This window comes from Rhodospirillales bacterium (assembly GCA_023898805.1).
Lineage (GTDB): Bacteria > Pseudomonadota > Alphaproteobacteria > Micavibrionales > UBA1664 > UBA6145.
The window spans coordinates 1,483,726-1,506,490 of sequence record CP060260.1 but is presented as its reverse complement, the minus strand read 5'-3'; the positions used below and the strand labels follow the sequence as shown (position 1 = coordinate 1,506,490).

The following is a 22,765-nucleotide window of genomic DNA, read 5'->3' as shown; positions in this document are numbered from 1 at the left end:
CGTCCCGTAAATTATTTTCATAATAATTGATTTTTTTACTATTTTCGCCTAGACTGGGGGCGTGGACCGAGGCGCGAAAGTCGCGTTAAAAAATGGGGCGCGCGTGTTCGACAAAATGAAAAATGCGCCCGGAGGATGTGTAGATTATGAGTCTTAAAAAAGCTTTCACCGCTGCTGCTGGTATTTTCACCGTTGCCGGCGGCCTGTTCGCCGCCGCGACACCCGCCGCCGCGCAAACCGGTTTGCGGGCCACGGCGCAGGCGAACACGCAGGCTTCTTCGCAACAAGCGCTCGCCAAATTTCTGGACGGCCAGATCAACCTGAAGACCGGGGCGATCAACGACACACTGTTCCGCAGCCTCAACACGCTTGGCACACAGCTTGGCATGGACAGCGACGTATTGAACATGCGCGCCAAGCTTTCAACCCTTTGGACCATTTCCAACAACGAACTGGGCCAAAACTGGGACGGCAAGTTGACATCGCTGAGCGGTCAGGCGCAGGCGCAATGGAACCGCAAGGTTTTCGAGGCCTTTGATTTCGGCATCGCAGATTTGAAAGAAAACAAAGGATTTTCGCGTGCCATCCAGCAGCCCGGCATGGAAAGCGTGCGCAACCTGACCCGCGGTCTGGACCAGTACCGCAATGGTGTGGCTCCGGCGGCACAACCCGGACCCGGCTTACAGCCGTTTAGCAATCTTGGTAATCTGCCGCTTGTCATCGGTGCTAGTGGAAAACCTGCGGTAAACCCAGCCGCCGCGCCCGTCGTCCATGCCGCGCCCGCCACGAAGTCAGCGGCGCAGCCGCATTTTAAAAAGCCGTCGACACCCACACCGACACAGGCAGCAGGTGGCATACAGCCGACGCAAGCACAGTATAAGGGCGCGATTTTCAATACGCATGAACGCGATGTGTTTTTGTTCGTGGGTCAGGCGCTTTCGCGGTTAATGCCGGATCATGAACATCGCAGCCGCGTCAGCAAAGTCACCGGATCTATCGGCAATTATACGGGCCAGCGCATCCATGACGGCGATGTTGCATCAGGCACGCGCTGGATGCATCCCACGCTGAAAAATCCGCGCGATGCCTATGCCGCCTATACCGCCGGCAATCAGGCTTGCCTGTGGCGCACGTCCCCGGTTTACAGCGCGGCCTATCAGAAGGCGCTGAACGAAGTCAGCGCACGCTTCCCCGATACGAAAAGCGTGATGGCGCAGATCGAATCCGATGGCCAAAAAGCCGCGTCATACACAAAACTGACCCGCGCACAAAGACACGCGATGGATTGCAATTAACAATCCTTTCCGCCAGATATGGGCAGGGATTGAAATAGAGGTTAGGATCAGCGCATGAAGTTTTTATGCGCACAGATCAACCCCACCGTGGGCGCGGTCGCAGGCAACGCTGAATTGATCCGCGCGGCGTGGATGCGGCATCGCGATGCGTGCGACCTGATCGTTTATCCAGAACTATGCCTGTCGGGCTATCCGCCCGAAGACCTTGTCCTCAAACCCGCCTTCATGGAAGCGATCGCGCAGGCGATCGACGGCCTTCGCGCGCTTAACGTGGATGGCGGTGCGGCGATGCTGGTCAGTACGCCATGGCGCATCGGCGACGCATTGTATAACGCACTACTGTTGATCGAGGGCGGCGAGATCGCGGCGGTCATTCCGAAACACCATTTGCCGAATTACAGCGTGTTCGACGAGTTGCGCGTATTCCGCCGTGGCGCGATGCCCGGGCCATTCGATTTTCGCGGCGTGCGTTTGGGTTTCATGACCTGCGAGGATATGTGGCACATGGATGTCGCGGGCGCGCTTAAGGCAGGCGGTGCGCAGGCGCTGATCGTGCCGAACGGGAGCCCGTTCGAGGACGACAAGACCGGCATGCGCCTTGAATTCGCCCGGCTGCGCGTCGCCGAAACCGGCCTGCCGCTTTTGTACGTCAATCAGGTGGGCGGGCAGGACGAGTTGGTATTCGACGGCGCGTCGTTCGGCATGGACGCGGACGGGTCGGTATCCTTCCGAATGAAAGACTTTGTATCCGACGAGGCCATTGCCGCGTTGCAAGACGGGCGATGGGTCGCGGATGCGCGGGCCGATTGGCGTGCGGGAGAAGCCGCGATTTTCGTGGCGCTGAAGTTGGGCTTGCATGACTATGTCGTGAAAAACGGTTTTCCGGGCGTGGTGCTGGGCCTGTCGGGCGGGATCGATTCCGCGCTGGTCGCCGCAATAGCGGCCGAGGCGCTTGGCCCCGCCAATGTGCGCTGCGTGATGATGCCATCGCCCTATACCGCGCAAATCTCGCTGGACGATGCGCAGGCGCTCGCGCGCAATCTGGGCTGTCCTTACGACGTCATTCCGATCGCGCCAGGGATGGATGCGTTCGATGCGATGCTGGACGATGTCGCGCGAACCGGCGTCACACATGAAAACATCCAATCGCGCCTGCGCGGCATGATTGTCATGGCGCTGTCCAACGCCAGCGGCGCGATGGTGGTGTCCACGGGCAACAAATCGGAAATGGCGGTCGGATACGCGACGCTGTACGGCGATATGTGCGGCGGGTTCGCGCTGCTTAAGGATCTTTACAAGACCCAGGTTTACGCGCTGGCGCGGTGGATCAACGCGCGCGACAAAGAACCCGTCATCCCCGAACGCATCATCACCCGCGCACCGTCGGCGGAATTGCGGCCCGGACAGACGGATCAGGATTCCCTGCCGCCTTACGAAATTCTGGACGCCATACTGGAAGGGTTGATCGAATACGACCTTGGCCGACACGAACTGGTCGCACGCGGGTACGACGCGGCGGTGGTGGAGCGCGTGTGGCGGATGCTGGAGCGTGCGGAATACAAGCGGCGACAGGCGCCCCCGGGGGTCAAGATCACGGCGCGGGCCTTCGGGCGCGACCGGCGTTACCCCATTACCAACGGTTTTGTCCCCGCGCCGCTGGCGGCGGGCGAGGCACGGCTTGAGAAACCGGGGGAAACCGGCTAAATACAGGGGCCAAAACTTTTTTCGGGAATCCCATGTCCGTCCGTGTCCGTTTCGCCCCTTCCCCCACCGGCCGCATGCATGTCGGCAACGCACGCACCGCCGTCATCTGCTGGCTGTTCGCGCAGCGCCATAAAGGCTGGTTTCTTTTGCGCATCGACGACACAGATCTGGAGCGATCGAAAGACGAGCTTACGGAGCTGATCAAGACCGACCTGTCGTGGCTGGGCATACGCTGGGACGATTACGTGCACCAGCGCGACCGGATGGACCGTTATCACGCGGTGATCGAACAGCTTAAGACCGATGGGCGCTTATACGCGTGCTACGAAACGCCGGAGGAGCTGGAACTTAAACGCAAGGTCCTGCTGGGTCGCAAGCTGCCGCCGGTTTATGACCGCGCGGCACTGGCGCTTACCGACGACGACAGGGCAAAGCTGGAAGCACAGGGGCGCAAGCCGCACTGGCGTTTCAAGCTGGAGCACAAACCCATCGTCTGGCACGATCTGATCCGCGGCGAGGTGAAGTTCGACGGCGCGCTGATGTCCGACCCCGTACTGATCCGCGAGGACGGCAGCCCGCTGTATCATCTGTGTTCGGTCATCGACGATATCGACTACAAGATCACCCATGTCGTACGCGGGGAGGACCATGTTTCCAACACCGCCGCGCATGTCCAGATGTTCGAGGCAATCGGCGGGCACATGCCGCTTTTCGCGCATTTGCCGCTGATTTCGGACGCCGAAGGCGGGAAGCTGTCGAAACGGCTTGGCTCCCTGAGCATCGGCGATTTGCGCGACAACACGGGGCTGGAGCCGCAGGCGATCATCAGCCTGATGGGGCGGCTTGGCACGTCGGAGCCGATCGAGCCGTTCGCCGACCCGATGACGATGGCGGCGACCTTCGATTTTGCCAATTTCTCGCGCGGGACCCCGAAATTCGACCCGGAGGAACTGATCCGCCTGAACGCCAAGATCGTGCACCAGCTTTCCTTCGATGCCGTGCAAGCGCGGCTGGAAGCAATGACGGGCGCGCCGGTCGACGAGGCGTTCTGGGAGGCGGTACGCCCGAATCTGGAGACCGTGAACGAGTTCAAGGACTGGTGGGCGGTCGCCAAAGGGCCGGTCACCGGCAGCATTGCACCAGACGACCGCGATTTCGTGCATCAGGCGGCGACGCTTTTGCCTGCGGGCGAGTTTAGCGGCGAAACATGGGGCCAATGGCTGGGCGCGATCAAGGGCGGGACGGAGCGCAAGGGCAAGGCGTTGTTCATGCCGCTGCGTCTGGCGCTGACCGGCATGGACCACGGCCCGGAGCTGGATGTCCTGTTGCCGCTGATCGGCCGGGCGCGCGCGCTCGAACGCCTGAAGGCGGCCTGATAATAACGGAACGTCAGCGGCTGTTGACGCGAACCGGTTGGGCCATCGCCGATTCTTCGACCTGCGCACGCCGGTCGCCGCGCATGACGCCGCGCATATTGATCGCGATCAACAGACCATTGAAAACCAGAAATCCGTTCTGATGCGACATCGCGGCAACGCTGAAGGCACACAGGCAGGCAAGGATGTTCAAAGCGAACCCAATGCGCAACCGACCGCCCGTCAAAAGATAATTGGCGCTTACGCCCAGAACCAGCGTTGCCCAATCGAGGCCGTAATATTCACCGATGATTGTTTGAAACGCTGTCATTGTCGCGGGCGCACCTTTTTGTCCTACGCCCACGATACAGATGAAGGTTTTGAAGCCGGTTAAAAATACCTAAAAAGCAGGATAATCCACAAGCAGCTATGCTTTCACTTCGCAAGCAGACGTGGGGCGGCATACGGACCCGCGTTCATCGATGCGTTCATCAACAAGGCCGCGCCCACAAACGTAAGGCTTTCCCGGATTATGCCGTCATCCGGCAGCGGGGAAGCATCAAGCCCGCGCGCAATCACGGCAAGTTGCGGCATCACCCGCGTACGATAGGCCAACGGCGTCAGAGCGCCACGCGCAAGGGCATCGGTTTCATTCTTAATCGCGTCGATGTGACTGGAAAACGCGCCCGCGACCAGCGGATTGGTCCGCAACACATCGACCATGCGATCCATGCAGGTGACGAGAAACGGCTTTTCCGAAAGGGAGGCGTCATTACAAACGGCCTTCGGTGCCTGCGGCGGCGTACCCGCGCGCGCCGCCTTCAAATTGGGCAGAACCAAAGAAGCGACGGCGAACACAGCAATACAGCCAACGGCCTGATGGAAACTGTGGCGAAAAGGATTTTGCATGAAGGATGGGATCAAGACTTTGTTTCGTTATTGAAAAGGCTACAGGAATGCACCGACTGGCGCAATATGATTTCCTGGTTGCGTTTTTCTATAGTTTAGGCCGCAAGCGCGGCCAATTCCTCGGCAATCGCGCGGGCGCCGGTCAAACGCTGGGCCGGTGCATTATAGGCGCGGGTATAGAACAGGCGCTGGTCTGGTTGCAGGCGCATCGTGCCCGCCTTTTGCGCGATCAGCGCGATCACGCCATCGGGATTGGGCGGCACGGATTTGCGGAAACCGACAACCACGCCCTTCGGCCCTGCTTCCAGCGATTCAATGCCGGCCTTGCGGCACAGCGCCTTGATCGTCGTCAGTTGCAGCAGGTTTTCGGCTTCAGGCGGCAGAGGGCCGAAACGGTCGATCAATTCGGCGGCAAAGGCCTCGACCTCGTCCGTTTCCGCCAATGTCGCAAGGCGACGATACAGGCTCATGCGCACGTTGAGATCGTGAACATAAGATTCCGGAATCAGCACGGAAATGCCCAGATTGATCGCCGGCGACCAGCCAAGGTCGATGGGCGGGCCGTCGTCGAGACTGACGCCCGCGCGCGCGGCGGCCACCGCCTCCTCCAGCATCTGCTGGTACAGCTCGACCCCGACCTCGCGGATATGGCCGGATTGCTGTTCGCCCAGAAGATTGCCCGACCCGCGAATGTCAAGATCATGGCTGGCGAGCTGGAATCCGGAGCCGAGGGAATCCAGCATGCCGATGACTTCCAGCCGCTTGATCGCCGTGGGCGGCAGAGGTTTCTTCGCATCCCATGTCAGATAGGCGAAGGCGCGCAGTTTCGAGCGTCCAACCCGCCCGCGGATCTGGTGAAGCTGCGCCAGGCCGAACAAATCGGCATGGTGCACGATCAGCGTATTCGCGGTGGGAACGTCCAGACCGGATTCGATGATGTTGGTCGCCATCAACACCTCGTACTCGCGTTCATAAAACGCGGTCATGCGCGCCTCAAGCTCGCCCGGCGGCATCTGGCCGTGGGCGGTGACGATCTTGACCTCCGGCACCAGGGCGCGGAGTTGTTCCTCCATCTCCTCGATGTCCTTGATGCGCGGAACGACGAAGAAGGTTTGGCCGCCGCGATAATGTTCGCGCAAAATCGCCTCGCGCACGATCAGCGGATCATAGGGCATGACCGACGTGCGCACCGCCAGCCGGTCGACCGGCGGCGTGGCGATCAATGAAAGATCGCGTACGCCGGACAACGCCATTTGCAGCGTGCGCGGGATGGGCGTGGCGCTGAGCGTCAGGACATGCACGTCGCGGCGCAAATCCTTGAGCTTTTCCTTTTGCTTGACGCCGAAATGCTGTTCTTCGTCGACGATGACGAGGCCGAGGTTGTGAAACCGCACGGACGAAGCGAGCAGCGCATGTGTGCCGATCACGATGCCGATCGTACCGTCGGCCAGACCGTCCTTGGTCCGTTTTGCCTCGGCAGCGGAAACGAAGCGGGAAAGCTGCGCGATACGCACCGGAAAACCGGCGAAACGGCGGGTGAAGTTTTCCGTGTGCTGGCGGGCCAGCAGGGTCGTTGGCACCACCACCGCAACCTGCGCCCCGCCCAGAGCGGCCACGAAAGCCGCGCGCAGGGCGATTTCGGTCTTACCGAAGCCGACATCGCCGCAAACCAGCCGGTCCATCGGGCGGCCGAGCGTCAGGTCCTTCAGCGTTTCGGCGATGGCGCGTTCCTGATCCTCGGTTTCGTGATAGGGGAAACGCGCGGCGAATTCCTCGTACGGCGTTTCGGCGGCGTTGAATGGCGCGGCCTTGCGTGTCGCGCGGGCGGCGGCGATTTCAAGAAGCTTGCCCGCCATCGCCAGCAGATCGCGCTTGACCCGCGCCTTGCGCGCCTGCCACCCCGCACCGCCCAGACGATCGAGCTGAACCACGCCTTCGTCCGCGCCGAAACGCGAAAGCATTTCGATGTTCTCGACGGGCAGGAACAGGCGGTCGCCACCGTCATAGACCAGTTTCAGGCAATCATGCAGCGTACCCAGCGCCCGGACCGTCTCCAGCCCTTCGAACCGGCCGATGCCGTGATCGACATGGACCACCAGATCGCCGGGGGAAAGGGACGATACCTCGCGCAAAAACGCGTCGGCCTTGCGCCGGCCACGGCCCGCGCGGGCCAGACGGTCACCCAAAATATCCTGTTCGCTTATCAATGCCAGCCGGTCGTTGGCAAAGCCGTGTTCAAGCGGCAGGACGATCAGTTCCGCCCTGGCCCCGGCCTGTGCGAGCAGCGTGGCGATGCGTTCCTTCGACCCTTCGGAATAACAGGCGATCAGTACTTTTTTGCGTTCGCGCTGAAGCTGCGCGATATGATCGGCCACGGCGGCGAACAGATTCGCGCCCGGCTGGCTGCGGATATCGACGAAATCGCGCCCGCGCCGCGCGCCGGATTCGCCGTCCGGCGCCGGAAACGGCGAAAAGGCGACCGCGTTTTCGGGTATGCGCGCGGCCCATTCCGCATCACTTAAAAACAGGGTTTCGACCGGCACCGGATGATAATGCGTGCCAGAATCCTTGACCGTGCGCAGCAGGCTTTGGCGCGCTTGATACAAATCGGCCACCTGCGCCATACGTTCGGCGCGCGCCTCGGGCACCTGATGGTCGAAACTCAGCCATGCGCCGGGCGTGTAGTCGAACAGGGTTTCAAGCCGGTCGTAGAACAGCGGCAACCAGTGTTCCATGCCGGCATAGCGGCGACCTTCGCCGACCGCCTCGTATAGCGGATCGGCGGCGCCGACGCCGAAAGCCGCGCGATAGGCGCCACGAAACCTGTCGATGGATTCGGGCGTCAGCAATACCTCCGCCACCGTGCCGAGTTCGAGCGCGTCCGCAACGGCCAGCGAACGCTGGGTCGCGGCGTCAAAAAATTTCAGGCTTTCGACCTCGTCGCCGAAAAAGTCGATGCGCATCGGGTTTTCCGCACCCGGCGCAAAAACATCGACGATGCCGCCGCGTACCGCGAATTCACCGCCCTCGCGCACCACGTCGGTGCGCACGAACCCCTGCGCCGCCAGCATGGCGATCAGACCGTCTTGCGAAAGTTTTTCGCCCGCACGCACCGTTATCGCCTGCGCGGCAAGCGCGGCTTCGGGGATTACGCGCTGAACGACCGCGTTGACGGACGTCAGCACCACGCAGGCGCGACGGATATCGGAATTTTTGCGCGCGGACAGTTTGGCGAGCGTGCGCACCCGGCGGCCAACAATGTCGGCACCCGGCGAAACACGGTCATAAGGCAGGCAATCCCATGCGGGAAAGGCCAGCACGTCGATATCCGGCGCGAAATAGGCCAATAAATCCGTAAGCGCGGCGATACGCGAGTCGTCCAGCGCGACGTGTACGGCCAGCGCGCCCTTGCGCTGCGCCTCGATCGCGCGTTCGCGCAGGGCGAACGCGTCCTGACCTTCCGGCGTGCCGTACAGCGTTTTCATGTGAAATTTGGCGTATGCGCGATAAACAGGCGCAGCACATCGCTGTCATCCGCCGGGGACGGTTTTCCGCGCCCGCATTTCCAATCGTAAAGGTCGGGGTCCTGACAGGTCATCAGGCGCTCAAATTCGTCAAGCGCAACCTCGTCGAATTCCGGCACATAGCGGTCGGCGAAGGCGCCAAGCAGCAGGTCCATTTCCCGCGTGCCCCGGTGCCATGCGCGAAAGATCAGTTTTTTGCGGCGGTCGGCCAAGTCCATGGCGCTCTTGATAAACCGGCTTTATAGTCAAATCAACATGCGACCGCTTGTCCTAGACCCTGTGTTCCGGTCCGTCCGCGCGCTTGCGGGCGTGGGGCCGAAGCATGCCAAGGCTTTTGAGAAGCTTTTGGGCGGCGAACGCATTATCGACCTTTTATGGCACGCCCCCATAGAGCTGATCGACCGTCGGCATTCGCCCAAGCTGAAAGACGCAAAGGCAGGACAAGTCGTCACCGCCATCGTCACGGTGCAGGCGCACCAACCAGCACGGCGGCGCGGCACGCCCGCGCGGGTCGTGGTTACGGACGGAAGCGCGACCCTGGACCTTGTCTATTTCAACGCGCATGGCGACTGGCTTGAAAAAACCTATCCCGTGGGCGCGCATGTCGTCATATCGGGCCGGGTCGAGCCGTATAACAACCGCTTGCAGATGGCGCATCCGGACCATGCGGGCAAGCCAGAGGAATTGGAGAGCATCGCACGGGTCGAACCGGTTTATCCGATGACGCAGGGGCTGGGGCCGAAACAGATCGCCCGCGCGATCGAGGCCGCGCTCAAGACCTTGCCCGACCTGCCGGAATGGAACGACGCACCCTTGATGGCGCAACGCGGCTGGCCGGCCTGGACGCATGCCATGCACGCGCTACATCACCCCGAATCCGCCGCCGATCTGGACCCTGAAACACCCGTGCGCGCGCGGCTGGCCTATGACGAATTGCTGGCACGGGCGCTGGCGATGCAATTGGTGCGGGCGCGAAACCGCAGGCAAAAGGGCCGTATCTTCGCGCATGATTCCGCGCTGCGCACCCGGTTCTTCAAATCCCTGCCCTTCCAGCTTACGGGCGCGCAGCGTTTCGCAATCGCGGAAATCGATGCCGACATGCAGGCGCCCTTGCGGATGCTGCGGCTGGTGCAGGGCGATGTCGGGTCCGGCAAGACGGTCGTGGCCTTCGCGGCGATGCTCAACGCCGTGGCCACGGGCGCGCAGGCGGCAATGATGGCGCCGACCGAGCTTCTGGCGCGTCAGCATGCCCGCACGCTGGCTCCGCTGGCCGACGCGCTGGGCATTTCCATCGCCGTTTTGACCGGACGCGACAAGGCAAAGACGCGGCAAGTATTGCTTGAAAAGATCAAGTCCGGCGCAGCACAGATCGTCATCGGCACCCATGCACTGTTTCAGGAGGCGGTGGAATTCCACGATCTTGGTCTTGCCGTGATCGACGAACAGCATCGGTTTGGCGTGCATCAGCGGCTTGAATTATCGTCCAAGGGGTTTGTGCCCGATATTCTGGTGATGACCGCGACGCCGATTCCGCGCACTTTGACCTTAAGCCTTTACGGCGATATGGACATCAGCCGGTTGAATGAAAAACCGCCGGGGCGCAAGCCGGTCGAAACCCGTTTGATTTCAGGCGAACGCATCGATGAGGTGGTGGCGGGGCTGAAGCGCAAGATCGCAAACGGCGCGCGCGCTTACTGGGTGTGCCCGCTGGTCGCCGAAAACGAGGATCTGGACCTTGCCGCCGCAACCGAACGACATACCGATTTGCAAGCGCATTTCGGCGCGCGGGCGGGGTTGTTGCACGGGCAGATGAAGCCCGCCGACAAAGACCGCGTGATGCAGCAATTCGCGCAAGGCGATATCGATATTCTGGTCGCGACCACGGTGATCGAGGTCGGGGTCGACGTGCCCGAAGCCAGTGTCATGGTGATCGAACATGCCGAGCGTTTCGGCCTTGCGCAATTGCATCAGCTGCGCGGCCGCGTCGGGCGCGGGCAGGACGAGGCCGCGTGCATCTTGATGTTCGGCGCGCCGCTTTCGGAAATGGCCAAGGAACGCCTGCGCGTGATACGCGAAACCGAGGACGGGTTCGTAATCGCGGAAAAGGATCTGGCCCTGCGCGGGGCGGGTGAGGTTCTGGGCACCCGTCAATCGGGCCTGCCCGCCTTTCATCTGGCGGACCCGGAAGCGCACGGCGATTTGATGGAGATCGCGTATACCGAGGCCAAATTGCTGGCCGAAAAGGACCCGGCTCTGACCACGCGGCGGGGCGAGGCGCTGAAGGTGCTTTTATACCTGTTCGCACAGGATGCCGCGATCCAGACCCTGCGTTCGGGCTAATTTTTTTTGTTTTCCGGGCGTTTTTTCTGGCCCGGCGCTACGATGCCGCCGGAGACGATCATCTTGATGCCGTCCTCGACCGCCATGTCCAGATAGATCAGGTCTTCCTTGGGGATGAACAGCAAAAATCCCGATGTCGGGTTGGGCGTGGTCGGCAGGAAGACGTTGACCACGGTCGTGGCCGTTTTGCCCTGCACCTCGCCCTGCGTTTCGCCGGTCACGAAACCCATGACCCACATGCCCTTGCGCGGATATTCAAACATCACGACGTCGCGAAAGGCGCGCGACTTGTCGGCGAACACGGTTTCCATGATCTGTTTGCTGGCACCGTAGATCGAACGCACGATGGGCATCCGGTCGAGGATGCGTTCCCAGAGATGGACGAGTTTCCCGCCCAGATAATTGCGCGCCACCATGCCGACGACGATCAGGAAAACCAGAACGATGATCAGGCCAGAGCCGGGAATCCAGAACGGCAGATAGGTATTGGGATTGTATGGCGGTGGAATCAGCCCCGCGACCTTCCTGTCGACGAAGGTGACAAAACTGACGGTGATGACGAAAGTCAGGTAAAGAGGAACGGTGACCAGCAGGCCCGCGATCAACCATGCGCGCAGCCGCGTCAGGATGGAGGGCCGGTGCGATTGCTGAATCGGTGTTTCCATGCCCGCCGTCACCTTGAAAAAAACAGGGTGTGCAAAAACTGGTGACCGCTCCGGGACTTGAACCCGGGACCTACTGATTAAAAGTCAGTTGCTCTACCGACTGAGCTAAGCGGTCGTCACTTGCAAAAAGTGCTTTTGTTTAACCGCTTTAGCGGACGGCTTCAAGGATTTTTTCCTGTACCCCCGCCGTGACGAAGGGGGATACGTCCCCGCCCAGCCGGGCGATTTCCTTGAGGAAGGATGAGGAAACGAACTGCCACTTGTCGGAAGCCATCAGGAAGACCGTCTCGATCTCCGGCGCGAGGCGCGCGTTCATGCCCGTCATCTGGAATTCGTATTCAAAATCCGACACCGCCCGCAAACCCCGGAAAATCACCCCAGCGCCCCGGTTTTTGGCGAATTCGACCAGCAGGCTGTCGAAGGTTTCGACCGTGATTTCACCCCGCTTTTCAGGCAGTTCGGCAATATCCCCGGCCACCATCGCCAGCCGGTCGGCCAGCGAAAACATCGGCTTTTTATTGGGGTTGGTCGCCACCGCCACGATCAGATGATCGACCAGCCGGGCGCAACGCTTGATAATATGCAGGTGCCCCTTGGTGATGGGGTCGAAGGTACCGGGATAAATTCCTATGCGCATCGGGTCGGCCATGGGGATCCTTTTAAGCACTTCCCGGCCGCGCGATCAACCGTCAGCGTCCCGGCCGCATCTGTGGGCAGGGCGGCAGATTTTCGGCAGGACGGATAAAATCGCGCCAGATCCTGTCCGAGCCGCCTACGTCATAATTCAATGCGCCGGGGAATGCCTTTTTACCCGCGTAAAGATAAAGCGCCTCATAGCCGCGTTCATCCATCCGCGCCGTGATATAGGCCTGAAGCCCGGCCTTGTCCCTGTTTGCGATGAAATCCAGCCCCTTTTGGATGACCACGTCGGAGCGGCGGCTAAGCTCCTTATAGACGGCGGGGCAATACGCATCGCGGGGGCGGCCCGCGATATCGAGATAATAGGTTTCAAGATATGGCTGTCCGGGGTTGAACATATACGCCTCGATCGCCGCGTCATCCTGCCTGAAATCGTTGCGCGCGGCATCCAGCGCCTTGAAAAACGCGCGCGGCCAGATCGGATAGCCGGCTGAGGACATCATGCGCCCGGAAACGTCGGCGCAGATACTGGCCGCCGTCACGCGCTCGAGAACTTTTGCCGCGTCGCTTTCGACCCATATCGCATCGATCAGGCAGATTTTTTCGCCCGCGCCGTTTTGCACGACCCATGAATAGCCGGGATATTTCCGCGCCAACTGGTCCAGACGGCGTAACGGTTCTTCGATATCGGTGTACTCCAACGCACCAGGACCGGAAAGAATATTGAATTGCGGCTTCAGCGGCCCGCCATAGCCCAGCTCGCCCGCGCGGAACAACACCACCGGCATGCCGGCATAGCGCGCAAGAACATCCGGGCTGATATTGATGGATGCCGACTCTACGTCTTCGACAGGTGCGGAGATCTTTGCCCCGCCGGACGATCTGAGTACGACTTTAAACACGTTATACCCCAACGCAATGATGGTGGCGCCGAGTATAAAAGCCGTGACGTCTTTACCTGTTTCAGACGAAAATATGCGTTTAAGCGAGGGGGTGGATTTGTCTTTGGCGTTTTTGGTCATGTCACGGCTTACCATAATTTACAAAATCGCTTCAAGTTTTGGCCGGATTTGATAAAAGGGCGGGATGACAGGCCAAAACCCCACGATTTTGCGCGAGGACGGATGGGCGAGCTATGCCCTGCTGGATAGCGGGCACGGACGCAAGCTTGAGCGTTATGGCACGGTTATCGTGGATCGGCCGGAACCGCAGGCGCTGTGGTCGCCCACTTTGCCCGCAGCGCGCTGGGGGCAGGCGCAGGCCGTATTCAAAAACGCGTCGGAGCGCGAGGACGACGAAGGCGGCAATTGGGATTTTCAGGTCAAAAATCCACCTGAAATCTGGGACGTGCCGGTCGAGGGCGCGACCTGCCGCGCACGGTTCATGGCGTTCCGGCATATGGGATTGTTCCCCGAACAGCGTCCGCACTGGGCGTGGATGAAAAACGTCATCGCCGGGCGGCCTTTAAAAATCCTCAACCTGTTTGCCTATACCGGCGCGGCATCGCTGATCGCCGCCGCGTCAGGTGCGCAGGTCACGCATGTCGACGCCAGCAAAAAGGCGATCCAGTGGGCCAAGGACAACCAGGACGCATCGAAGCTGGGCGATGCGCCGATCCGCTGGATCTGCGAGGATGCACGCAAATTCGTCGCGCGCGAAATCCGGCGCGGCAACACATATGACGGCATTCTTCTCGACCCCCCAAAATACGGACGCGGGGCGGATGGCGAGGTATGGCGGTTTGAAAGCGACATTGCGCCGCTGTTGCGCGATTGCGCGGCGTTGTTATCGCCCGACGCGTCGTTCATGATTTTGACCGCCTATGCGCTGCGCCTGTCATCCGTCGCGCTTGGCCACATGCTGCGCGACGTGGCGCCAAAGCGCGGCGGCATAGACCACGGCGAGTTGTGGCTGGGCGACGAAGGCGGCGCGCGGCCCTTGCCCACGTCCCTGTTCGCGCGGTGGGCGGCATGAAAAAAATTGAACCACCAAGAACACTAAGCACACAAAGAGGATGTGCTTTTGTTTTCTTAGTGTTCTTAACGCGCTTAGTGGTAAAAAAATGAATTTTGTAAACACCCGCGCCATTACAAGCCCGGCAAACGAGGAAATCAAGGCAATCCGCGCGCTGGAGCGGCGCAAGGACCGCAAAGAGACGGGCCTGTTCGTGGCCGAGGGGCTGCGCCACGTTCTGGAAGGCATCGAGAACGGATGGGATTTGCAACGGCTCGTCTTTCACACCAAGGTCGCGAGCAAGAACGAAGTCGTGCGCGCGACCCGCGTGTGCGCTGGGAATGGCGGGCTTTGCCTTGAGGTCAACGACGCCGTCCTCGAAAAACTTTCGCACAAGGACAACCCGCAGCAGGTCATCGGGGTTTTTAAACAGAGGCTGAGCGCGCTTGCGGGCATGCCCGCAAAAACATGCGTTGTCGCACTGGAACAGGTGCGCGACCCCGGCAATCTCGGCACCATTCTGCGTACCGTGGACGGCGTAGGCGCAGACGGCGTGATTTTGATCGACCAGTGCTGCGATCCGTTTTCGGTCGAGGCCGTGCGCGCCTCCATGGGCAGCCTGTTCGCCGTGCCCGTCGCAATTGCCACGCGCGACGAATTCATGGCGTTCGCGCGCGGGTGGAAAGGTACGGTCGTCGGCACGCATTTATCGGATCGCACCGTCGATTACCGCAAAGCTGATTACAAGCCGCCCGTGTTGCTGGTGATGGGCAACGAACAGGCGGGTCTTTCACCCGAACTTTCCGCAGCACTGCCCGTTCTTGCCAAACTGCCGATGAAAGGCCGCGCGGATAGCCTGAATTTAGCTATTGCTACAGGTGTGATGCTGTACAAGATACTTGAGGGTTAAGGATTTAACCACCAAGAGCGCCAAGACACCGATTTCTTAGTGTGCTTAGTGGTAAAACCTCGTTCTGGATTAAATTTTTGTCGTGCGCGGCGTGTAGTATTTTCCGAACCTACGGTGTGCCGCTTTTACATCTGCCAGTACTTTGCGCGTATTAAAATTTCTGAAGCCGTTTTTGACAGCCTTTTTTAGATCAGTGACATTCAGCTTCTTTGAGTAGATAGCGTAATCAATCGCGTTGATAAGCAGCGGATCGTGCCCACAAAGTCTGAACATTCTTTTTAGGTCCGATATCGGAAGATTGTAGCCATCAATACTTTCCAGCACGCCGTTGGGACCCAAGGGGCAGTCTGGGTCAATGGATTGGGCGGTGGCGGCTATTTTTTTCAAGTCGCACAGAAGCCTTGGGTCGCCTTTGGACATTCGTATGAATACGCGCCAAAGCGGTGTTTGCTGCTTTCCCATACCCTGGGATTATAAACGCTTCTCTGTATTATGTCTATTAATCGCGGCGAGATATGAGGCACCCCCACTACAGGCAAAGCCGAACGCGATATAGCGCCTCTCCCGCTTTCTTCACGGTGGATTCCGGCCTTCGCCGGAATGACGTTAGCGTGAACAGATGATAACAAACCCCGCCGAAGCGGGGTTTGTTTTTTATTCGTCGTTCTGGGATTCGATGTTTTCGGCTTCCGCGTCCGTGCCTTCCGGCGCGGCTTCGTCGCCCTCATCCTCGTCCTGCATCAGCCAGGCCACCGAAACGACCTTGGACTTGCCTTCGACGTTGAAGACGCGCACGCCCTGTGTCGCGCGGCCGGTAAAGCGGATGTCGGTGACCGGCGTCCTTATCATCTGGCCTTCGTCCGTCACTAGCATGATCTGGTGATCGTCGGTGACCGGGAAGGTCGCGACCATTTTACCGTTCTTGGCGGTCAGGTTCATGTTGGTGATGCCGGAGCCCCCGCGGCCCGTCACGCGGTAATCATAGGCCGAGGTACGCTTGCCGTAGCCTTTGTCGGTCACGCACAGAAGGAACTGCTCGGCCGCCTGCATTTCCCTGAATTTGTCTTCGGAAATCGCGGCGTTCGACGTCGCCTCCTCGTCGGTGTCGCCGTCCTCGGCCCCCCTTTGGGCGTTGGCGGCCTTGATATAGGCCGTGCGTTCGTCCGGGCTGGCGTCGACGTGTTTGAGGATGGACATCGACATGACCTCGTCCTTCGCGGCAAGTTTGATGCCGCGCACGCCGGTCGAGGTGCGGCCCGCGAAAACGCGGATGTCATCGACGGGGAAGCGGATCGCCTTGCCGTCGCGCGTGGCCAGAAGCACGTCTTCGTCGGCGCGGCAGATCTTGACCGAAACCAGTTTCTCGCCTTCCTCCAGCTTCATCGCGATCAGGCCGTTGGCGCGGATATTGCCGAAATCCGAAAGCTTGTTCCGGCGTACGGTGCCGTGCGAGGTGGCGAACAGCAGGTCGAGCTGTTCCCACAATTCCACGTTTTCCGGCAGACGCAGGTAGACCGAGACGTTTTCCCCGGCCTCAAGCGGCATCATGTTGACCAGCGCCTTGCCGCGCGATTGCGCGTTGCCCAGCGGCAACTGCCAGACCTTCATCTTGTGGACGATCCCACGCGAGGTGAAGAACAGAATCGGCGTGTGGGTCGATGCGACGAACAGGTCGGTGACGAAATCGTCCTCTTTCGTGGTCGCGCCGATACGCCCCTTGCCGCCGCGTTTTTGCGCGCGGTAGGTGTTGAGCGGCACGCGTTTGGCGTAACCCGCGTTGGAAACGGTCACCACCATGTCCTCGCGCGCGATCAGGTCCTCGATATCGGCCTCGTCGTAGTTTTCGACAAGCTCGGTCCGGCGCGGAGTGCCGAACTGGGTTTTGACCGCGACCAGCTCGTTCTTAAGCAGGGTGAGCAGTTTTTCACGGCTGGCGAGGATTTCCAGATATTCGCGGATCGCATCGGTGACGTCCTTGAGTTCGTCGCCGATCTTGTCGCGCTCAAGCCCCGTCAGGCGGTGCAGGCGCAGGTCGAGAATGGCGCGGGCCTGTGTTTCCGACATTTTGTAGGTGCCGTTTTCGCTGACCGGATATTCGGGATCGTCGATCAACGCGATCAGCGGCGCGACGTCGCGCGCGGGCCAATCGCGGGCCATCAACTGTTCGCGCGCCTGTTGCGGGTCGGGCGCGTTGCGGATCAACGCGATCACGTCGTCGATATTGGCGACAGCAACCGCAAGACCCGCCAAGATGTGCGCGCGTTCGCGCGCCTTGCCCAGTTCAAAGATGGTGCGGCGGGTGATCACTTCCTCGCGGAATTTGACGAAGGCCTCGATAAACTGTTTGAGGTTGAAGGTCTGGGGCCGCCCGTGGTTGAGCGCCAGCATGTTGCACGGAAAGCTGGTTTGCAGCGGCGTGAATTTGAACAGCTGGTTCAAAACCACGTCGCCCTGCGCGTCGCGTTTGAGTTCGATCACCACACGCACGCCGTCGCGGTCGGATTCATCGCGCAGATCGGCGATCCCTTCCACCTGCTTGTCGCGCACCAGTTCGCCGATGCGTTCAAGCAGTTTGGATTTGTTCACCTGATACGGGACTTCGTGGACGATGATCGCCTCGCGATCCTTGCGGATTTCCTCGATCGTCGTTTTGGCGCGCATCAGCACACTGCCGTTGCCGGTGGTATAGGCAGAACGGATACCGGCGCGGCCCAGAATCTGGCCGCCGGTCGGGAAATCCGGCCCCGGAATAACGGCCATCAATTCCTCGATCGTGATGTCGTTGTTATCGACATAGGCGATGCAGCCGTCCACGACCTCGACCAAATTGTGCGGCGGAATGTTGGTGGCCATGCCGACCGCGATGCCGCCCGCGCCGTTGACCAGCAAATTGGGGATGCGCGAAGGCAGGACCGAGGGTTCCTGAATCGATTCGTCATAGTTGGGACGGAAATCGACCGTGTCCTTGTCGTAGTCTTCGAGGATCGCCTCGCCAGCCTTGGCCAGTCGCGCCTCGGTGTAACGCATGGCGGCGGCGGGGTCGCCGTCCATCGAGCCGAAGTTGCCCTGACCGTCGATGACCGGCAGGCGCATCGAAAAATCCTGCGCCATGCGCACCATGGCGTCGTAAATCGCGGAATCGCCGTGCGGGTGGTATTTCCCCATCACGTCCCCGACGATGCGAGCGGATTTTTTGTAGGATTTGGTGGAATCGTAACCACCGTCCTTCATCGCGTACAGGATGCGGCGATGGACCGGCTTCAACCCGTCCCGCGCATCGGGCAGCGCGCGGGATACAATCACGCTCATCGCGTAATCGAGATAGGATTTCTTCATCTCGTCTTCGAGCTGGACGACGGGGAAGTTTTCGCCCGAAGGCGGGGTTTGCGCCGGGGTGTTTTTTGCGCTCATGGCAGGGTCCGTTTTATGGCTGAAATCATCGCGTCAAACCTAGCCCAAACGCTGCGGAAAACCAAGAATTTTTATACTGAATTTTCGTTTTTAACATGCTGATTTTAATGTGTTTTCTGTTTTTCTGCTTCGTGTAGCGTGCGGGCCTGTTTTCACGACCGGCCGGACAGCATGCGCAATTTAAATATGGCAAATGCCTATATCTTGTGCTAATACCGTGGCATGGATATGGATACCCCGCTTTCGACAAGCTTTTCACACGCCGCGCATGCGCTGGCAATGGACTCGTTGAAAACCGCATTCCTGCCGGGGGAATGGCATCGCACGCAGCATGTTTATGGGGTCACGCACGATCTCGACCTACACAAATCCACAACGGGTGCGTGGGGCATTGAAAATTTACGAAGCCCCGCATCTGCGCAGGCGGAGTTATTTGTTTCACGCCTCGCTCTATATGCCGGGGTTCCTGTCGCACCAACATTTGTGGCCCGGGTGCCTGAAGCCGGGGAATTGCCTCATATGGTCAGCATCGTCCCGTTCGAGCGCATCGTCTATTCCGGTGATCTTGATTATGACTATAATCGCGCCTATCTGCGCCACGAATCATTTGCTTTGCCCTTTTTGTTATGGTTGGGACAGTATAATAAACGCGATCCGCACAATTTATACCTCAATGCGGCGGCAAAAACCCGTTTTTGTGAATTCAATTTCGGCGAGACAAGCCTTGCCGACGCATTCTTGGCCTCCAGCATAGACCCTAGCCACCCACCCGAGGGGATATCCCAAAGCACGCTGGATGCAGTCCAGAATCATTACTTTAGAAACGTCAAAAGGGCTGCGGTGTATGTGACCATTTTAAATGGCATTCCCGTTTTACGCAGCGCTTTCGAGGACGGGTTGCGGCGGCTGGATGCCATGCCGGACGATATCGTCGACCGGGTGCTGGACATCGTCGATACCGCGTGCCCGGTATCGGCATACCAGCGCAGGAGCATCAACACGTATCTGGAGGAGCGCCGCTCACTTCTGGCGCTCCATTATGAACTTGGAGTTTTCGAGCCGCAGATGATCGAAAGCGCACGGTCACCCGGTCTGAACGCAGAATTGGCGATCCATTATAAATTGGGTGGTTCCAATCCGCAGATGATCGGAAGCGCGCGGTCAACCAGTCGGGACGCAAAACCAAGGCAGCGATCGACATATCGTTTTGTTTAGAGTCTTACCTTAGGGCGACCATCAACGGGTGTCATATATCTTGTATTGATCACGTACAGGATGCGGCGATGGACCGGCTTCAACCCGTCGCCGCGCATCGGGCAGCGCGCGGGATACGATCACGCTCATCGCGTAATCGAGGTAGGATTTCTTCATCTCGTCTTCGAGCTGGACGACGGGGAAGTTTTCGTGACCGCACGGATCGCGCCTGAAATTGAAATATGACAAACATTTACGCTCTATGCTAACACCATGGCATGGATATGAGCGTCCCGATTTCGACAAGTTTTTCACGCGCCGCGCATGCGCTGGCAATGGACTCGTTGAAAACCGCATTCCTGCCGGGGGAATGGCATCGCGCGCAGCATGTTTATGGGGTCACGCACGATCTCGACCTACACAAATCCACAACGGGTGCGTGGGGCATTGAAAATTTACGAAGCCCCGCATCTGCGCAGGCGGAGTTATTTGTTTCGCGCCTCGCGCTATATGCCGGAGTTCCTGTCGCACCAACATTTGTGGCCCGGGTGCCTGAAGCCGGGGAATTGCCTCATATGGTCAGCATCGTCCCGTTCGAGCGCATCGTCTATTCCAGCAATCTTGATTATGCGGATTCTTACGCCTATCTGCGCCACACATCATCCGCCTTGCCCTTTTTGTTATGGTTGGGACAGGATACCGACCGCGATCCGCGCAATTTATGCCTCAATGCGGCGGCAAAAACCCGTTTTTGTGAATTCGATTTTGATAGTACAAGCCTTGCCGACGCGTTCAGGGCCGCCAGCATCGACCCCAACCATCCGCCCGAGGGAATATCCGAAAGCATGCTGCACATGGCCCGGATGCGTTACAACGCAAAGGTTGCAGATGCTTCGATGACGGTAGAAATTGGCGAGGGCATTCCCGTTTTACGCAGCGCTTTCGAGGACGGGTTGCGGCGGCTGGATGCCATGCCGGACGACATCGTGGACCGGGTGCTGGACATCGTCGATACCGCATGCCCGGTATCGGCATACCAGCGCAGGAGCATCAACACGTATCTGGAGCTGCGCCATTCATTTCTGCTGCGCAATTATACATACGGCGCTTTCGATTCGCGCATGAAGCGCGTCAAACGCGCGCAGTTACCCGGTCTGAATGCAGAACTAACGCAGCGATCGACATATCGTTTTGTTTAGAGTCCGGTATCAGATTTCAAGCACCAGACGCTGCGGGTCCTCGAGGCATTCCTTGACGCGGACGAGGAAACTGACCGCCTCGCGCCCGTCGATGATGCGGTGGTCGTAAGACAGCGCGACATACATCATCGGGCGCGCCTCGATCGATCCGTCGGGCATTACCACCGGGCGCTGCATGGTTTTGTGCATCCCCAGGATACCGACCTGCGGCGCGTTGAGGATAGGCGTGGACATCAAGCTTCCGAACACGCCGCCATTGGTGATGGTAAAGGTGCCGCCCATCATGTCGGCGGGAGCGAGTTGCCCGTCGCGCGCCTTTTTGGCATAGGCGCCGATATCCTTTTCAATATCGGCCAGCGACTTGGCGTCGGCATCACGCACCACCGGCACGACCAGACCCTGCGGCGTCGAAACCGCGACGCCGATGTCATAGTGGTTTTTATAAATAATGTCGTCGCCGTCGATTTCGGCATTCACCGCCGGAAATTCGCGCAGGCCCGCGATAGCCGCGCGCACGAACAGCCCCATGAAGCCGAGTTTCACGCCGTAGCGTTTTTCAAATTTGTCCTTGTACGCCTCGCGCATCGCCAAAATCGCGGTCATGTCGATTTCGTTGAAGGTGGTGAGCATCGCGGCGGTGTTCTGCGCTTCCTTCAGGCGGCGGGCGATGGTCTGCCTTAGCCTTGTCATTTTCACGCGTTCCTCGCGCGCGCCAAGGTCGCGGGGCGGATTTGACTTTGCTGCTGTCGTAGCGGGCGGTGCAGACGGTGTCGGTTTTGCAGCCGGTTGTTCAAGATGCGCGATCACGTCGCCCTTGGTGACACGTCCGTCCCTGCCCGTGCCCGCGACTTCAGACGCGGCCACGTTGTTATCGGCCATCATTTTACGCGCGGCAGGACCAGGTGTCGGTTCCTTGGGTGTCGCTTCGGGGCGTTCGGTTGATTGTTGCGGGGATTCAGGCGCAGGTTTGCTTTCTTGCGCCTTTGGCGCAGCGGCACCGGCGGCAACATCGCCGATCACTGCGCCCGGTTTCACGCTTTCGCCCGCCTTGGCACCGATCACGGCCAGCGTGCCGGAAGCGGGACTGTTGACCTCCACCGTCACCTTGTCGGTTTCAAGTTCGACCAGCGGCTCGTCCTGCTTGACGGGATCACCTTCCTTCTTCAGCCATTTGGCGATCGTGGCTTCGGAAACGGATTCACCCAAAGACGGGACGATGATGCTGGTCATGGAAAGGCCTGTAAGCTGCGGATTAGACAGCAGGAATTTGGCACGTCATCCCCGCCCGGTCAAGTGGCGGCGGCAGGGAATTTTCCCCTGATTCAGGGCGCTTTCAGGGCGGCAAACCGGGCGCGTATTTCGGCCTCGACCGGGGTGCTGTCATAGATGTCGTCATGGCCGTATCCAAGCGCCGCAAACAGATGTACGGCGGCATGAAAGGCACAGCGCGTCACGCCCGGTTTGGTTGCAATATCACATTTATTATTGCGACCCAGAATTTCCTGACAACGCGGCGGCTTCGGCCCCATGCTGGCCACGGCGTGAGAAAGATCCTCTTCTTCCACAGCGTTGGCAGAAAGGTTGAAGTTGAACATGGCGTCGAGTTTTTCAAGCGCATCATATTCCGAAAGTGCCGGCTCGGGCGCAGGTTCTGGCTTTTCCGGCGC

General features: G+C 59.6%; 20 protein-coding genes and 1 tRNA gene. 8 read left to right on the top strand and 13 right to left on the bottom strand.

The window, feature by feature from the left end; all coding sequences use genetic code 11:
- Positions 1 to 146: 146 nt before the first annotated feature.
- Genes H6866_07395 through H6866_07385 form a run of 3 tightly spaced genes read left to right on the top strand, consistent with a single transcriptional unit; the run spans position 147 to position 4,375 of the window.
- Positions 147 to 1,295 (top strand): hypothetical protein, encoded by a 1,149-nt coding sequence (locus H6866_07395; GenBank protein ID USO07244.1) that lies wholly within the window; start codon positions 147 to 149, stop codon positions 1,293 to 1,295.
- A 54-nt stretch (positions 1,296 to 1,349) separates the two neighbouring features.
- Positions 1,350 to 2,999 (top strand): NAD+ synthase, encoded by a 1,650-nt coding sequence (locus tag H6866_07390; GenBank protein USO07243.1) that lies wholly within the window; start codon positions 1,350 to 1,352, stop codon positions 2,997 to 2,999.
- A gap of 32 nt (positions 3,000 to 3,031) precedes the next feature.
- On the top strand, positions 3,032 to 4,375 hold the full coding sequence (locus tag H6866_07385) for a glutamate--tRNA ligase (GenBank protein USO07242.1): 1,344 nt from the start codon (positions 3,032 to 3,034) through the stop codon (positions 4,373 to 4,375).
- A gap of 13 nt (positions 4,376 to 4,388) precedes the next feature.
- Here the strand turns inward: H6866_07385 and H6866_07380 are convergent, their stop codons facing one another.
- The 4 genes from H6866_07380 to H6866_07365 form a co-directional block, all read right to left on the bottom strand.
- The gene (locus H6866_07380; GenBank protein USO07241.1) at positions 4,389 to 4,685 is read right to left on the bottom strand and encodes a hypothetical protein; all 297 of its coding nucleotides are present in this window, start codon (positions 4,683 to 4,685) and stop codon (positions 4,389 to 4,391) included.
- 104 nt (positions 4,686 to 4,789) lie between these two features.
- Positions 4,790 to 5,263 carry a hypothetical protein gene (locus tag H6866_07375; protein USO07240.1) on the bottom strand — a complete coding sequence of 158 codons (474 nt, stop codon included), beginning with the start codon at positions 5,261 to 5,263 and terminating at the stop codon, positions 4,790 to 4,792.
- Between the two features lie 95 nt (positions 5,264 to 5,358).
- Positions 5,359 to 8,748, bottom strand: coding sequence for a transcription-repair coupling factor (gene mfd / locus H6866_07370; GenBank protein USO07239.1), 3,390 nt, complete (start codon positions 8,746 to 8,748; stop codon positions 5,359 to 5,361).
- Positions 8,745 to 9,005, bottom strand: coding sequence for a succinate dehydrogenase assembly factor 2 (locus H6866_07365; GenBank protein ID USO07238.1), 261 nt, complete (start codon positions 9,003 to 9,005; stop codon positions 8,745 to 8,747). Before H6866_07365 ends, mfd begins: the two co-directional genes overlap by 4 nt.
- 37 nt (positions 9,006 to 9,042) lie before the next feature.
- Between H6866_07365 and recG the strand changes: the two genes are divergently transcribed.
- Positions 9,043 to 11,127: an ATP-dependent DNA helicase RecG gene (gene recG, locus H6866_07360; GenBank protein USO07237.1), complete on the top strand. Its 2,085-nt coding sequence runs from the start codon at positions 9,043 to 9,045 to the stop codon at positions 11,125 to 11,127.
- Here the strand turns inward: recG and H6866_07355 are convergent.
- The 4 genes from H6866_07355 to H6866_07340 all read right to left on the bottom strand — a co-directional run bounded on the left by H6866_07355 (position 11,124) and on the right by H6866_07340 (position 13,453).
- On the bottom strand, positions 11,124 to 11,792 hold the full coding sequence (locus tag H6866_07355) for a DUF502 domain-containing protein (GenBank protein USO07236.1): 669 nt from the start codon (positions 11,790 to 11,792) through the stop codon (positions 11,124 to 11,126). The genes recG and H6866_07355 overlap by 4 nt on opposite strands.
- 39 nt (positions 11,793 to 11,831) lie before the next feature.
- Positions 11,832 to 11,907: transfer RNA gene (locus tag H6866_07350), tRNA-Lys, on the bottom strand.
- Positions 11,908 to 11,940: 33 nt separating this feature from the next.
- A complete protein-coding gene (coaD, locus tag H6866_07345) occupies positions 11,941 to 12,441 on the bottom strand; it encodes a pantetheine-phosphate adenylyltransferase (GenBank protein USO07235.1) in 501 nt (166 codons plus the stop codon).
- Positions 12,442 to 12,481: 40 nt separating this feature from the next.
- Positions 12,482 to 13,453 (bottom strand): hypothetical protein, encoded by a 972-nt coding sequence (locus H6866_07340; protein USO07234.1) that lies wholly within the window; start codon positions 13,451 to 13,453, stop codon positions 12,482 to 12,484.
- A gap of 64 nt (positions 13,454 to 13,517) precedes the next feature.
- On the opposite strand from H6866_07340, the gene H6866_07335 reads away from it, so the two are divergent.
- Both H6866_07335 and H6866_07330 read left to right on the top strand, forming a co-directional pair.
- Positions 13,518 to 14,405: a class I SAM-dependent methyltransferase gene (locus tag H6866_07335; GenBank protein USO07233.1), complete on the top strand. Its 888-nt coding sequence runs from the start codon at positions 13,518 to 13,520 to the stop codon at positions 14,403 to 14,405.
- A gap of 88 nt (positions 14,406 to 14,493) precedes the next feature.
- Positions 14,494 to 15,294, top strand: coding sequence for an RNA methyltransferase (locus H6866_07330; GenBank protein ID USO07232.1), 801 nt, complete (start codon positions 14,494 to 14,496; stop codon positions 15,292 to 15,294).
- Positions 15,295 to 15,363: 69 nt separating this feature from the next.
- Here the strand turns inward: H6866_07330 and H6866_07325 are convergent, their stop codons facing one another.
- Positions 15,364 to 15,756: a hypothetical protein gene (locus H6866_07325; GenBank protein USO07231.1), complete on the bottom strand. Its 393-nt coding sequence runs from the start codon at positions 15,754 to 15,756 to the stop codon at positions 15,364 to 15,366.
- A gap of 192 nt (positions 15,757 to 15,948) precedes the next feature.
- A complete protein-coding gene (gene gyrA / locus H6866_07320) occupies positions 15,949 to 18,705 on the bottom strand; it encodes a DNA gyrase subunit A (GenBank protein USO07230.1) in 2,757 nt (918 codons plus the stop codon).
- A gap of 222 nt (positions 18,706 to 18,927) precedes the next feature.
- On the opposite strand from gyrA, the gene H6866_07315 reads away from it, so the two are divergent.
- Positions 18,928 to 19,920 (top strand): hypothetical protein, encoded by a 993-nt coding sequence (locus H6866_07315; GenBank protein USO07229.1) that lies wholly within the window; start codon positions 18,928 to 18,930, stop codon positions 19,918 to 19,920.
- A 21-nt stretch (positions 19,921 to 19,941) separates the two neighbouring features.
- On the opposite strand, the gene H6866_07310 is transcribed toward H6866_07315, so the two are convergent.
- Positions 19,942 to 20,148 (bottom strand): hypothetical protein, encoded by a 207-nt coding sequence (locus tag H6866_07310; GenBank protein ID USO08654.1) that lies wholly within the window; start codon positions 20,146 to 20,148, stop codon positions 19,942 to 19,944.
- Between the two features lie 29 nt (positions 20,149 to 20,177).
- Between H6866_07310 and H6866_07305 the strand changes: the two genes are divergently transcribed.
- Positions 20,178 to 21,098 (top strand): hypothetical protein, encoded by a 921-nt coding sequence (locus H6866_07305; GenBank protein USO07228.1) that lies wholly within the window; start codon positions 20,178 to 20,180, stop codon positions 21,096 to 21,098.
- Positions 21,099 to 21,107: 9 nt separating this feature from the next.
- On the opposite strand, the gene odhB is transcribed toward H6866_07305, so the two are convergent.
- Entirely contained in the window at positions 21,108 to 22,328 is a 1,221-nt protein-coding gene (gene odhB, locus H6866_07300; GenBank protein USO07227.1) for a 2-oxoglutarate dehydrogenase complex dihydrolipoyllysine-residue succinyltransferase, read from the bottom strand.
- Positions 22,329 to 22,420: 92 nt separating this feature from the next.
- The gene (locus H6866_07295) at positions 22,421 to 22,693 is read right to left on the bottom strand and encodes a hypothetical protein (protein USO07226.1); all 273 of its coding nucleotides are present in this window, start codon (positions 22,691 to 22,693) and stop codon (positions 22,421 to 22,423) included.
- Positions 22,694 to 22,765 lie beyond the last annotated feature (72 nt).

What these genes read in the sequence shown, in the direction of transcription:
- H6866_07395 (USO07244.1), top strand. Translation starts at nt 147, where the DNA reads ATGAGTCTTAAAAAAGCTTTCACCGCTGCTGCTGGTATTTTCACCGTT.
- H6866_07390 (USO07243.1), top strand. Translation starts at nt 1,350, where the DNA reads ATGAAGTTTTTATGCGCACAGATCAACCCCACCGTGGGCGCGGTCGCA.
- H6866_07385 (USO07242.1), top strand. Translation starts at nt 3,032, where the DNA reads ATGTCCGTCCGTGTCCGTTTCGCCCCTTCCCCCACCGGCCGCATGCAT.
- H6866_07380 (USO07241.1), bottom strand. Translation starts at nt 4,685, where the DNA reads ATGACAGCGTTTCAAACAATCATCGGTGAATATTACGGCCTCGATTGG.
- H6866_07375 (USO07240.1), bottom strand. Translation starts at nt 5,263, where the DNA reads ATGCAAAATCCTTTTCGCCACAGTTTCCATCAGGCCGTTGGCTGTATT.
- mfd (USO07239.1), bottom strand. Translation starts at nt 8,748, where the DNA reads ATGAAAACGCTGTACGGCACGCCGGAAGGTCAGGACGCGTTCGCCCTG.
- H6866_07365 (USO07238.1), bottom strand. Translation starts at nt 9,005, where the DNA reads ATGGACTTGGCCGACCGCCGCAAAAAACTGATCTTTCGCGCATGGCAC.
- recG (USO07237.1), top strand. Translation starts at nt 9,043, where the DNA reads ATGCGACCGCTTGTCCTAGACCCTGTGTTCCGGTCCGTCCGCGCGCTT.
- H6866_07355 (USO07236.1), bottom strand. Translation starts at nt 11,792, where the DNA reads ATGGAAACACCGATTCAGCAATCGCACCGGCCCTCCATCCTGACGCGG.
- coaD (USO07235.1), bottom strand. Translation starts at nt 12,441, where the DNA reads ATGGCCGACCCGATGCGCATAGGAATTTATCCCGGTACCTTCGACCCC.
- H6866_07340 (USO07234.1), bottom strand. Translation starts at nt 13,453, where the DNA reads ATGACCAAAAACGCCAAAGACAAATCCACCCCCTCGCTTAAACGCATA.
- H6866_07335 (USO07233.1), top strand. Translation starts at nt 13,518, where the DNA reads ATGACAGGCCAAAACCCCACGATTTTGCGCGAGGACGGATGGGCGAGC.
- H6866_07330 (USO07232.1), top strand. Translation starts at nt 14,494, where the DNA reads ATGAATTTTGTAAACACCCGCGCCATTACAAGCCCGGCAAACGAGGAA.
- H6866_07325 (USO07231.1), bottom strand. Translation starts at nt 15,756, where the DNA reads ATGGGAAAGCAGCAAACACCGCTTTGGCGCGTATTCATACGAATGTCC.
- gyrA (USO07230.1), bottom strand. Translation starts at nt 18,705, where the DNA reads ATGAGCGCAAAAAACACCCCGGCGCAAACCCCGCCTTCGGGCGAAAAC.
- H6866_07315 (USO07229.1), top strand. Translation starts at nt 18,928, where the DNA reads ATGGATATGGATACCCCGCTTTCGACAAGCTTTTCACACGCCGCGCAT.
- H6866_07305 (USO07228.1), top strand. Translation starts at nt 20,178, where the DNA reads ATGGATATGAGCGTCCCGATTTCGACAAGTTTTTCACGCGCCGCGCAT.
- odhB (USO07227.1), bottom strand. Translation starts at nt 22,328, where the DNA reads ATGACCAGCATCATCGTCCCGTCTTTGGGTGAATCCGTTTCCGAAGCC.
- H6866_07295 (USO07226.1), bottom strand. Translation starts at nt 22,693, where the DNA reads ATGTTCAACTTCAACCTTTCTGCCAACGCTGTGGAAGAAGAGGATCTT.